Origin of the sequence: Aureimonas sp. D3, from assembly GCF_001463805.1 — a bacterium.
Taxonomy (GTDB): Bacteria; Pseudomonadota; Alphaproteobacteria; order Rhizobiales; family Rhizobiaceae; genus Aureimonas; species Aureimonas ureilytica_A.
The window spans coordinates 160886-171521 of sequence record NZ_BBWM01000058.1; the positions used below are offsets into that span (position 1 = coordinate 160886).

Genomic DNA, 10636 nt, shown 5'->3' on the forward strand with positions numbered 1-10636 from the left:
ATAGGCGCGGAACGGCTGGCGGCGCCGCGGCACAAGGAATGGTGAACGATGATCCGAATAGTCGGCCGTTTGGCGATCGCGTTGTTTCTGGCGGTGCTGGCGAGCGCGATCCCGGCGAGCATCGTCCAGACCCAGATCAACCTGTCGCGGCTGATCGACTTCGGGGCACCCGTATCACCTGGGATAGGGGCGCTCACGACGGCACAGGACATCGCCTTCTTCGGACCCGTGATGGCGGCCATCACGGCCGCCGCCTTCCTGCCGGCATTTCTTGCCGCTTGGCTGGTGTCCCGCGTCCTTCCGCCTGCAAGGGTCCCGATCCACATGCTGGCGGGGGCCGCATCCCTCTGGACGGCATTCGAGCTGATGGGCTTCTTCACGCCGATGCCCACCTTCGTCGCCGCAGCTCGTACGCTTGACGGCCTCTTGACGCTGTCATCGACAGGCCTGATCGGCGGAGCCATGTTCGCGTTCCTGACGAAGCGCCACGCCGAACATGCCGCTGCGCGAACCTGACACGAAGGCTGGGGAATGAGCCTATCCGAGCCTTGCCTGTCCCAAGTCTCGTCTTCTCTGCTTGCTGCCTGAGGGAATGGGAGCGCCGGGCTTTGGAAACAATGGCAGTCGGAAACCGCTGCCTCGTTCAGCATTCTGGTCGATGTCTGGCGGCCCCTGTATAGGGCCTGTGAACAGCGAATCCCGCCTCGAAGAACGCTCCGGTTGTGCCTCCCTTCTCCGCCCTGCAGCTCACCGAATGGTTGATGCAGAGCGTTACGCCTCGATTTGGGATCGAGGTGTTCGCATGAAGCCGTCTGGTCGAGGGTCGATTGGGAACTCCCCCGCCTCCGTCTCGTAGTCCCCTCATGACAGAGAGTGACGACGATGCGGCGAAGAGTGAGCGGAGCGATGGCGTGTTTTCGCCGATCCCGGTCCTGATGATGCTGGGTGGCGGATTTGCGACCTTCGCGATGGCGCTGGGTGCTTATCGCCTGCTGCGGGCTTACGGCGGTTTTTGAGTTTATGCGCGCACGGCTCACTTCCGGCGGCAGCTTCGGCCACGGCACCGCGTGGGGAAAGGACCGCGCGATGTGTCTTCCATCGGAACAAACGAAAAACGCCCCTGCCGGGGGAGGACCGGCAAGGGCGTTGAGAGAAGCCGAAGGGTGGGAGGAACCTCTCGGCCGGTTCGCTTCAGATGGGGGAGTACCAGCTGAAGCGAAAGGGGGAAACTCTTAGCGGACCGCCTGACGGGCGATGGCCGGGATGTCGGCGCGGGTAATGCCGAGGTCCGAGAGTTCGCGCTGCGAGAGACGGTTCAGTTCGGCGGCCGTGTTGCGATACTGGCGCCAGGTGCTGAAGGAGCGAGCGAGGGACATGGTGTCTTGCCTTTTGTGCCCGGCCTCTCATCGGTGGTGGCCGGCATGTGCGTGTTCTTCCGATGGAGAGAACCTACGCCTCCCGCTGACTGGGCAGTAACGCAAAGCTCGAAAGGGAGGGTTGCGCTTCTTCGCTATCGAACCGATGCTACGGTGATATGCAGATTTCGCATAGCGAACGCAGGCCGTTCCGAAACAAAGGCGAATATCGCGCGATCGGTCATCAGGCCAGCCGCCTCACCGGGGCGTGCATAGCCCTGCCGGCGAACGCGCTCTCGAAAGGGCGCTTCCCTTCGTTCGACGGAACCTGACGCTGCCTCGCCTGTCGGAGCTGCGATGTCGCGCTGATCGCAGCGCTGGCGATCCTCCCGTCAGCGCGTCTTGATGCGGCGCGGAGGCTTGGCGGACAGAGCCAAGGCCCGGCGGGCCGCTTCGCCCGCCAGCCGGTCCACCTCCTCGTTTCCGGCATGTCCGTAGTGGCCCTTGATCCAGACCCAGGCGATGTCGCGACCTGTGGTCAACAGGTCGAGTTCCTTCCAGAGATCGCGGTTTCGGACCTTGGCTCCGGCGGCGTTCTTCCAGCCGTGGGATTTCCAGGGGCGCAGCCATTCGGTCATGCCCCGCACCAGATACTGACTGTCGGTGAAAAGAGTGGCACCTCCCGAAGGAAGCGCCTTGAGCGCCTCGATGGCCGCCGTCAGTTCCATGCGGTTGTTGGTGGAATGGGCCACGCCGCCCGTCAGGACGATCGGCTCCCGTTCCGCGTCCCCGCCCGCGAAGCGGATCACGGCGGCCCAACCTCCCGGGCCGGGATTGCCCGCGCAGGACCCATCGGTGTGAATCACCGCGCGCGGCGCATCGGAGGGGGCGATATGGGTCAGCGCGGTTTCCTTCCTGCCACCGGCCTGTTCGCCGAAGCGCCTCCGATAGGCAGCCTCATGGGGCTCGATCGGAGGGCGCTTCGCCTTCATGGCGTCGCCGCCCTGGCACGGTCAAGCAGGAACGGCTCTCACTTGGATCATGTCCCGTGAAAGCCGAGGGCAATTTGGGGCGGAGCCTGTCATCAGGCTGTATTGGTCGGAGCCTATGAGGACCCTGCGGCATCCGCCTTGAGGGTGTCGGGCAGCGCGCTCGGCATCCTCCCCATCCTCCTGTTCGCACCCACTTGCCTGTTTGCAAGGTTTCGCTGTCGAACCATCGCGCGAGGATGCTTGCCTGAGGGGCCCGATTTCGCGTGAACATGCCCGCACCAGATAAAACGGGCGTTTTCCAAGAATGACCAAGCCGTATAGGGCGGGCGGCCAAGTTCTCAAGCTCGAAACATGGCCCGGCGATGGTTCAAGATCACAGCCCGACCCATCTGTATTGATCAAGGCCATCGATCAGCCTGCCTTCCAAATAAAAAGTCAAGAAAGGTTCAATGGAGCCTGTAACCAAAAAATCAGAATTTCAATCTACTTCAAGGACGCATCAACGAGGATGCCAGACATGCTGTCACGCCGCACCGCCATCTGCGCCCTTGCCGCAATGGCATGGACATGCTTGGCCACCGCTCCGTCCCCGGGCGTCGTCGCCCCGGCCCATGCCGAAGACGACACCATCCTGAAGGTCTCCGCCAACGGGAAGACCACCGAGTTCAGTCTCGCGGCGTTGGATGCCATGCCTCAGACGAGCATTCGAACCGGCCTCCCTTGGTATGATGGCGTGCGCGAATTCTCGGGCGTTCCGTTGAAGGACATCCTGAGCGCGGTGGGGGCCACGGGCACCACCCTGCAAATGACGGCGCTCAACGACTATCTCGTGAGCGCACCGATTCAGGAAATGATCGACGCCGGCGCGGTTCTGGCGACGCGCCATGAGGGCCAGCCCATGCCGATCAGCGACAAGGGGCCGATCTTCGTCCTGTTTCCGTTCGATGACCGCCCCGAGCTGAAGCATCAGGCCTATTACAGCCGTGCCGTCTGGCAGCTCGATCGTATCGAAGTCGATCCATGAGCGTGCGGGCTCAATCCCATCTTCCGCTGCGCCATCGCCATGTCCGCATCGGGCTGACGATGATCACGGGCGCGCTCGCGCTCGTGGCCGTCGTCTGCTCGGCCCTGGCCATGCGATACCAGGAGCGGATCGTGGAAGCGTCCCGTTACAACGGGACGTTCGATTTCAGCCAAGGCGCCGTTGAGCTTTTGCGGCTGCAACTGGCGCTGGAGCGACGCCCCCAGCCGAACCAGATCAGCGAGATCAACCTGCGCTACGGCATCTTCAACAACCGGCTGAAGGTTCTGAAAAGCAACCCCATCCTCAAGGAAGCCGGCTATTTGCCGATGGTCGAAAATCTGGAGAGCCAGATTCGCGAAATCGGCGAGACCTTGGCGGGGTCGCGCGACATCGCCGTCCTCGCGCAGCAAGGCCAGCGTCTGACGCCCATCGTCCCTTCGCTCATGCGACTGGTCTCCGTGTCCCACGCCAGAACCGGCGATGTCATCCTGCAGAACCAGCAGGAACTGAAGCTGATCTCCGCCATCCTGTACTCGATCATCCTGGCGCTCGTGGCCTTCGGTGCCATCCTGATCACCCTCGTCTTCCGGCAGAACGGAAAGCTCGACGAGGCCGTGCGCACCGATGCGCTGACGGGTCTTTCCAACCGCCTCGATTTCAAGTCGGTCATCACTTCGCCCGCGATCCGCGGCCAGACTCATTCGGTGATTGTCATCGACGTCGATCACTTCAAGGCGCTGAACGACACGCTCGGCCATGATGCGGGCGACTTGTTCCTCAGCGATCTGTCCCGCCGCCTGCAGCGGGCCGCGCCGGACGGGCGCCTCGTCGCGCGCATGGGCGGGGACGAATTCGCCATTCTCTACAGCGGCCCGGACGCGGACCGCCGCAGTACGGCGGCCTGCGAACGCATTCTCTCGATCATGCGCATCCCCTTCCTGATCGACGGGCGCGAAATCCATTCCAGCGTCACGATGGGTCTCAGCCATTCGGGCGGCGAGGGTGAGACGAGCGACGAGCTCTACAAGAATGCCGACATCGCCCTCTACATTTCCAAGACGGAGGGGCGAGGCCGCTTCCGCGCGTTCCGTCCCGACATGAAGCACGCCCTGATGCGCCGCCAGAAGCTGCAAGCCGACCTCGGCGAGGCGATCGCACGCGACGAGTTCTTTCTCCTGTTCCAGCCCATCGTCGATCTCGCGACGGGGCGCACGCGCGGCTTCGAGGCCCTGCTTCGCTGGCAACACCCCGAGCTCGGTCTCATCCCGCCGCTGGAATTCATCTCGATCGCGGAAGAGTCCGGCCAGATCGGCGCGATCGGGCGCTGGGTGGTGGAGGCCGCCTGCCGGCAAGCGGCGCGCTGGCCCGAATCGATCTTCGTAGCCGTCAACGTCTCGGCCAAGCAGCTGACGGACCCGCGCCTGGCCGAGGACATCTCCTCCTGCATCCGCTCGCACGGGATCACCGCCCAGCGGCTGGAAATCGAAATCACCGAAACGGCGCTGATCGAGAATGACGAGACCGCCGTGCGCACGCTCCACACCTTGCGGGAGAACGGTTGCCGCATCTCGCTCGACGATTTCGGCACCGGATACGCTTCGCTGAGTTATCTCTGTCGCTTCCCCTTCGACAAGCTGAAGATCGACCGCTCCTTCGTACGCAACGCCGTGCAGAACACCGAAAGCATCACGGTGATTCACATGGTCTGCGCGTTGGCCGAAAAGTTGGGCCTGAACATCGTGGCCGAGGGAATCGAAATGGAGGACCAGCGCCGGCTTCTCCAGGCCGCTTCCTGCCAGTATGGCCAGGGCTACCTCTTCGCGCGCCCCTTGTCGGCCAATGACAGCGAACAAAGGCTGGGATCGGAACACGTGTTCGCACTGCCGCTCAGCGCCTGACCGCCTCGATACAGGGCACGGAAAGCGCCGTGCGAGTGCCCAGCACAAACCTTGCTGGGTCGGCTCGCCGGGTCTTCTCGGCGGCCAACGGGCGGGCCACGGGCCTCGCCTGTCCTTCGAACCGTCGCGAATTCTCGCGGATGCCGACCTTTGCATCGACTGCGCTTCGCTCCGCCAGGACTGACAGCAATCCCTCGACCAACCTCCGCCGGGGCCTTCCGAAACAGCATCTCAATCCAGTCGATCCGATCCGCCCGATAGGTCGGGCGAAGAGGGGGTCGGCTCGGCGGCGAAGAACCTTTCCTGTTCAGCGCGCGGCGACGATGCCCTGGCGGAGTCCCTCCAGTATTCGCGAGGCGTGAATTGGAGCCGCGCAAGCGTTCGAGGCGAGCCGGAAACCACGCTTGGCATCGAGACGCGCAGTCGCACGAGAGGCAAGCACAGGCTGCGCCTCCCGTTCGACAAGCTCCCCCAAAGCCCCCACATACGCTCGGACAGGGCCGCTCTTTCCACTCGCCTTGAGTCGAAAACGCGCCCCTCCGCGCTCGGTCCGGCAAGATCGGCTGCACCAAGGGCAAATTCGATCCACCGGCCTGCCGTGTCCGCCCGCGCCGTGAGGCGCCAGCATCCACGGCGCTGCAAGACGTCGAAGCGAGATCGCTTCCCTTCGGCGCGTTGACCGGCACGTTCTCGTAGCCTCTTGCGCGCTTCGTCCCGTTTCCGCCATGTTCGGGCGGAATCGAGATCACGGAAGCCTCTCGCCTTTGTGATAGGCTCCGCACGATCCGATCCGTCCTGGCGCGAAGCCTCCCGCGCCCTTGCCTTGTGAGACCCCATGCGTCTTCGCCCCTACGCCCCCGCACTCGCCCCACTTCTTCTGGCTGCCTGCGCGCTGCTTCTGCCCGGCACGGCCGAAGCTCATATCCTTCAGGGACAGGCGGGCGGTTTCGGTAGCGGCTTCGAGCATCCGCTGACCGGCGCGGACCATTTCCTCGCCATGTTCGCGGTCGGCCTTTGGGGCGCGCAGATGGGCGGGCGCTCGGTCTGGACGCTGCCCGTAACCTTCCCGCTCATCATGGTTCTGGGTGGCATGGTCGGCATTGCGGGCATCGCGCTGCCGGGCATCGAAATCGGCATCGCGCTGTCGCTGGTGGCGCTGGGCTTGGCCGTCGCCTGCTCGTGGAAGCCGGCGGAATGGGTGGCGCTGGCGCTGATCTCGGTCTTTGCCGTGTGCCATGGCTATGCGCATGGCGCCGAACTGCCCAATGCGGCCGATCCCGCCGATTATGCGATCGGCTTCGTGCTCGCGACGGGCATGATCCATCTCTTGGGCATCGGAGCCGGCCTTGCCCTGGAGCGCCCGTTTCACGGCCGTGTCGCCCGCGCGCTCGGGATCATGATCACGCTGGGCGGCGGCTATTTCCTTGCCGCCTGAGGGCACGGGAAAACCTAGTGCTCGATTTCGCCGGGCTCTGCGCTGGGCGGGTCCGGGGCTGATCGCCGCCGGCGGCTTGGCCGTGGCGCTTCTGCTTCTGGGCAGAGCCGGGCTGGGCGATACGCTGACGCGCTGGATGCTGGTGTCCGTTCTGTCCTTCGAGCGGATTCTGCCGCTGGTCGGATTGGGAGCGGCGCTGGCGCTGGTGCCGCGCCTGTCCTTCGCCTTCTCGCTCGCCGCGTTCTGTGCCGGATCGGCCATCGGCTGGAATGCGCAAAGCCTCTACCTCTCGCTGGTGGCGCGCGTTCCCCATGCCTCGGAGCACCTGTTCCTGACCGGACCGCTGGCGACGCTGGCGGCCGGGCTCCTTCTGCTTGCGCCGCGCCGGCTTCGGGCGGTTCTGGCACCGCCCTTCGCCGCCCTCGCCGGGCTGCTTCATATGGTGGCCATGCGCTTGACCGACCCGACCCTGCATGATCCGCGCATCGCGCCGCTCGGCTTTGCCGCCGCGCTCTGGCCGCTTCTGGCCGTCGCCCTGACGCTTCGCGCCTTTCCGCCGCGCTGGACGCCGATCGGCGCGCCCATTCTGGGAAGCTGGCTTCTGGCGATAGGCCTTCTGCATGGAGCGGCCTCGCTCGTGCCGCGCCGGACAGAGGCTCCCCTGCTGTTGCCTCCGATGCCCGCGCAGCCCTCCGTGCCGCGCGCCAACCCCTTTGCAGGGGCGGCGGGCGACGAGTTGTTTCCGCCCTCTGTCCCGATGTCCCGCCCCTTCGGCGCGGGGTCGGCGCCATGAGGCGGCGCGCGGTCTGGCCGCTGGCGGCGCTTCTGGCTCTCGCATCCGCACCGGCGCTCGCCCATCCCGATATCCTGATGGAATGCCATCTGCTCTTCAATTTCGAAGGCGGCGAGATCACCGGCATCGGCGAAAGCTGGACCTTCGACGAGACCTTCAGCGCCCAGCTTCTGGCCGATTACGACGAGGATCACGACGGCAGCTTCAACGAGGCCGAAAGCACGGCGATCGGCAACGAGACCTTCGCGCGGCTGGGCGAAATCCACTATTTCACCTTCCTGACCCTCGACGGCGCGCCGCTGCCCGTTCCCGAGCCCTTCGGCTTCAAGGCCGCCGCGCAGGGCGGCATCGTCACCTTTTCCTTCGGTCTGCGTCTTGCCGCGCCCGTGGCGCCGCAGAGCCACAAGCTCGCGCTCCAGATTAAGGACCCCGACTATGCGGTGGGCGCGAGCCTGGCGGCCCATGAGGCCGTGGTCCTCAAAGGCATCGAGCCCGGCGCGTGCCGCGCCGTGATCACAAGCAAGCCGGAGGACGCCTATTTCGACGGGCTGGTGATTCCGAAGGAGGCGAGCATCGTTTGCCCCTGACGCCTTCGGTGGTGGGCGTCAGCTGAGCGTGCGCGCGTCTGCGCTGCCGGAAGGCGGCAGGCCCGCCTTCAGCGCCAGGAGCTGGCGCAGGCGAAAGCGGTCGCCCTCGCTCCATTGCGCCAGTTGCCCCTCGATATGGCGGCGCACGCGGGCGGGATCGTCGCCGAACAGGCCGACGCCCTCCACCGCCAGTTCGACATAGCGCCGTTCCAGATCGCCGGAGTCGTTCAAATCTGAAAGGCCCGTCAACATCTTGATGCTTCTGCGAGCCCGCTGGTCACTGGCACCATGGATCTAACGCAATGAACGGGACGAGATCATGTCCGTTTCCTCTTCCGGCAAGCCGACGCGTCAAGGCAGCAACAGCCTGCGCACGGTGATCGCCACCACAGCCGACCATATGCGGGATGTGACCATTCTGAGAAGCATCTGCTTCGTCCATGAGCTGGGCATCCCCCCGAAATTCATCTTCGACGGCAACGATCATCAGGCGACCCATTTCGTGTTTTACGATGGCGACGAGCCGATCGGCGCGTTGCGCATCCGCTGGTTCGCGGGCTTTGCCAAATACGAGCGGACCTGCTTCCGCGAAAAGGCGCGCAATCCCTTCATCATCAAGCGCTGCATCCAGGACACGTTCGAGCATGTCGCCCGCAAAGGCTACACGCAGGTGACGACCCAGTCCGAACCGCGCCTCACCAAGCTCTGGACCAAGCTGTTCGGCTTTCAGATCCTGGACGAAGAGCCCGCTTATATCTTGGGTCACGACGAGCCTTACCTGACGGTGGTCGGAACGCTGACACCCCATGCCGAGCCGATCAACCTGACATCGCCGAGCCAGGTTCTCCTGCGCGTCGAAGGCGAATGGGACCGACCGAGCGACTTCGAATGAGCGCCCTACCCCGCAACGACGCCTTGAGCGTGTTCGACGCCGACATTTCCATCGCGCAGGCGCAGGTGGAGATCGTCAACCGCCTTCGCATCCACACGGAAATGGTGGCACGGCTGCTGGCCGATCCCAGCGCCCTGCCGCCCGATTTCAGCACGTTTCTGGAAGATATCGGCAATGCCTATCTCGACATCGCCGACGAGGTAAACCGCCGCACGCTCGGCCTCCAGGACGCCTATCGCTCTAGCTTCGGTTCAAATTGAAGAAGGCGCGAAAATCGTTCTCGGGGGCCGAGTGCGTGGGCTTGAGCAGGAGATCGGCGGCAAACATCGGATTGTCCGCGAAAATCTCCACCAGCCAGTCGAACACGGCCCGCACCGGCTTGGCGCGCAGGCGATCCGTCAGCGCGACGAGATGGAGCGGGATCGGAACATGGACGTTCAGTTCGACCGGCACGAAATCCGGGTCGATCAGAACGTAGTTCCCGAGCAGCGCCACACCGGCCCCGCTCTTGGCGAAGGAGTAATAGGCGAGCGAATTGGCCGCGCTATGGGCCGGCAGACCGCTCGCCACGAGGTCGCGCCAGCGATCCCAGATCTCGCCCGTCGCGGTGTAGTAGCTGCATTGTAGAAAGCGGTGCTGCCCCAAGCGCCCCAGCGTCGGCACCCCATGCGTCTCGATGTAGCGCCGATGCGCCACGGGAATGAGATGGAGCGTCCCGATTTGCTGCGAGGTCACATCGGCGCGCTGAAGCGGCGCCATGGACAGCATGATCTCGGCCTGGTTCTTGCCAAAATCCACAAAGGACATCTGATCCTTCAGATCGACCGCGATATGAGGAAAGCGCGCGTTGAGGCGCTGCACCGCCGGCGCGACGAAGGCCACCGACAGACCCGATGTGACGCTGATGGCCACCGTGCCGGCGACATCGGCCCGGTCCCGCCTCAGGTTCGAAGACAAGGTGTGGAGCTGGAAGTCGAGGTCGGCCAGTTGCAGCGCGAGGGCCCGCCCGGCCTCGGTCAGCGTGACGCCGGAGTGGCTGGAGACCACAAGCTGCGTGCCGAGTTGCTCTTCCAGCCGCTTCACCTCGCGGCTGACGGTCGGCCCGCTCGTATGGAGCATCGCCGCCGCTTCCGCGAAGGAGCGGCTCTTGGCCACCGCCAGAAAGGTTCGGAGCTCCTTCCAGATCGGACGCGACAGGAGACCGGCCACATCGAGCGGCGAGCGATCGACCACGGAACTGGTATGGTCGAACGGAAGAGCATCCGTCTTGGTCAAGATGTCATCCGCCTCCCGAACGGGGCGGGCTGCGCCCGCGAGCCATAACCTGAGATTTGGCTAAGGGAGCGCGAGGTCTCTTGTCAATGCAATACGGATGCAACCATTCGGCGGCGATCGCCGCTGGCTAGAGCGCGATCCACACCTCTGGATGTTGGAACATGACAGCCTCCTGAAGAACTTGGAACGGAGGCGGAATAAAGGGCACGTCAATCCACAACCTAGAGAAACATCATATCCGAGACGGCACACGGACGGCGCGACATTCGGTCACGCAAGGGTGCTCGTACCAACGGTGATGCTGGAGGAACGCGCCCCAAGCCTGAGCACCCAAGGCGAACGTCTCACGTTCGGACGATCAGAGCCCGGCCTTGGCGATGGCATC

The 10636-nt window shown here is 64.4% G+C and carries 13 protein-coding genes; 9 read left to right on the plus strand and 4 right to left on the minus strand.

Annotated elements, in window-relative coordinates:
* Positions 1-48: 48 nt before the first annotated feature.
* Positions 49-516, plus strand: coding sequence for a hypothetical protein (locus AUL36_RS18285; protein WP_062222998.1), 468 nt, complete (start codon positions 49-51; stop codon positions 514-516).
* Between the two features lie 347 nt (positions 517-863).
* Positions 864-1016 (plus strand): hypothetical protein, encoded by a 153-nt coding sequence (locus tag AUL36_RS24470; RefSeq protein ID WP_210168869.1) that lies wholly within the window; start codon positions 864-866, stop codon positions 1014-1016.
* Positions 1017-1232: 216 nt separating this feature from the next.
* On the opposite strand, the gene AUL36_RS23390 is transcribed toward AUL36_RS24470, so the two are convergent.
* On the minus strand, positions 1233-1376 hold the full coding sequence (locus tag AUL36_RS23390; RefSeq protein ID WP_082655924.1) for a DUF1127 domain-containing protein: 144 nt from the start codon (positions 1374-1376) through the stop codon (positions 1233-1235).
* Positions 1377-1747: 371 nt separating this feature from the next.
* Positions 1748-2347, minus strand: a complete 600-nt coding sequence (rnhA, locus tag AUL36_RS18290) for a ribonuclease HI (RefSeq protein WP_082655925.1) — start codon at positions 2345-2347, stop codon at positions 1748-1750.
* A gap of 304 nt (positions 2348-2651) precedes the next feature.
* Here rnhA and AUL36_RS18295 point away from each other — a divergent pair, with 304 nt between their 5' ends.
* The 5 genes from AUL36_RS18295 (at position 2652) to AUL36_RS18315 (ending at position 8084) form a co-directional block, all read left to right on the plus strand.
* Positions 2652-3371, plus strand: coding sequence for a molybdopterin-dependent oxidoreductase (locus AUL36_RS18295; RefSeq protein ID WP_156418453.1), 720 nt, complete (start codon positions 2652-2654; stop codon positions 3369-3371).
* On the plus strand, positions 3368-5269 hold the full coding sequence (locus AUL36_RS18300) for a putative bifunctional diguanylate cyclase/phosphodiesterase (protein ID WP_062223000.1): 1902 nt from the start codon (positions 3368-3370) through the stop codon (positions 5267-5269). Before AUL36_RS18295 ends, AUL36_RS18300 begins: the two co-directional genes overlap by 4 nt.
* Before the next feature lie 835 nt (positions 5270-6104).
* Complete coding sequence (locus AUL36_RS18305; protein ID WP_058600557.1) at positions 6105-6704, plus strand: HupE/UreJ family protein; 600 nt, start codon at positions 6105-6107, stop codon at positions 6702-6704.
* Positions 6705-6786: 82 nt separating this feature from the next.
* Positions 6787-7497, plus strand: coding sequence for a hypothetical protein (locus AUL36_RS18310; protein WP_156418454.1), 711 nt, complete (start codon positions 6787-6789; stop codon positions 7495-7497).
* On the plus strand, positions 7494-8084 hold the full coding sequence (locus AUL36_RS18315; protein ID WP_062223004.1) for a DUF1007 family protein: 591 nt from the start codon (positions 7494-7496) through the stop codon (positions 8082-8084). Before AUL36_RS18310 ends, AUL36_RS18315 begins: the two co-directional genes overlap by 4 nt.
* A gap of 18 nt (positions 8085-8102) precedes the next feature.
* On the opposite strand, the gene AUL36_RS18320 is transcribed toward AUL36_RS18315, so the two are convergent.
* Complete coding sequence (locus tag AUL36_RS18320) at positions 8103-8336, minus strand: hypothetical protein (protein WP_062223006.1); 234 nt, start codon at positions 8334-8336, stop codon at positions 8103-8105.
* A gap of 67 nt (positions 8337-8403) precedes the next feature.
* On the opposite strand from AUL36_RS18320, the gene AUL36_RS18325 reads away from it, so the two are divergent.
* Both AUL36_RS18325 and AUL36_RS18330 read left to right on the plus strand, forming a co-directional pair.
* Positions 8404-8976, plus strand: coding sequence for a hypothetical protein (locus AUL36_RS18325; RefSeq protein WP_244493532.1), 573 nt, complete (start codon positions 8404-8406; stop codon positions 8974-8976).
* A complete protein-coding gene (locus AUL36_RS18330; protein ID WP_062223008.1) occupies positions 8973-9236 on the plus strand; it encodes a hypothetical protein in 264 nt (87 codons plus the stop codon). The genes AUL36_RS18325 and AUL36_RS18330 overlap by 4 nt, the downstream gene beginning before the upstream one ends.
* Here the strand turns inward: AUL36_RS18330 and AUL36_RS18335 are convergent.
* Positions 9217-10251: a LysR family transcriptional regulator gene (locus tag AUL36_RS18335; protein WP_062223010.1), complete on the minus strand. Its 1035-nt coding sequence runs from the start codon at positions 10249-10251 to the stop codon at positions 9217-9219. The genes AUL36_RS18330 and AUL36_RS18335 overlap by 20 nt on opposite strands.
* Positions 10252-10636: the final 385 nt, after the last annotated feature.

Coding starts and splice junctions, on each gene's coding strand:
- AUL36_RS18285 (WP_062222998.1), top strand. CDS start 49: ATGATCCGAATAGTCGGCCGTTTGGCGATCGCGTTGTTTCTGGCGGTG.
- AUL36_RS24470 (WP_210168869.1), top strand. CDS start 864: ATGACAGAGAGTGACGACGATGCGGCGAAGAGTGAGCGGAGCGATGGC.
- AUL36_RS23390 (WP_082655924.1), bottom strand. CDS start 1,376: ATGTCCCTCGCTCGCTCCTTCAGCACCTGGCGCCAGTATCGCAACACG.
- rnhA (WP_082655925.1), bottom strand. CDS start 2,347: ATGAAGGCGAAGCGCCCTCCGATCGAGCCCCATGAGGCTGCCTATCGG.
- AUL36_RS18295 (WP_156418453.1), top strand. CDS start 2,652: ATGACCAAGCCGTATAGGGCGGGCGGCCAAGTTCTCAAGCTCGAAACA.
- AUL36_RS18300 (WP_062223000.1), top strand. CDS start 3,368: ATGAGCGTGCGGGCTCAATCCCATCTTCCGCTGCGCCATCGCCATGTC.
- AUL36_RS18305 (WP_058600557.1), top strand. CDS start 6,105: ATGCGTCTTCGCCCCTACGCCCCCGCACTCGCCCCACTTCTTCTGGCT.
- AUL36_RS18315 (WP_062223004.1), top strand. CDS start 7,494: ATGAGGCGGCGCGCGGTCTGGCCGCTGGCGGCGCTTCTGGCTCTCGCA.
- AUL36_RS18320 (WP_062223006.1), bottom strand. CDS start 8,336: ATGTTGACGGGCCTTTCAGATTTGAACGACTCCGGCGATCTGGAACGG.
- AUL36_RS18325 (WP_244493532.1), top strand. CDS start 8,404: ATGTCCGTTTCCTCTTCCGGCAAGCCGACGCGTCAAGGCAGCAACAGC.
- AUL36_RS18330 (WP_062223008.1), top strand. CDS start 8,973: ATGAGCGCCCTACCCCGCAACGACGCCTTGAGCGTGTTCGACGCCGAC.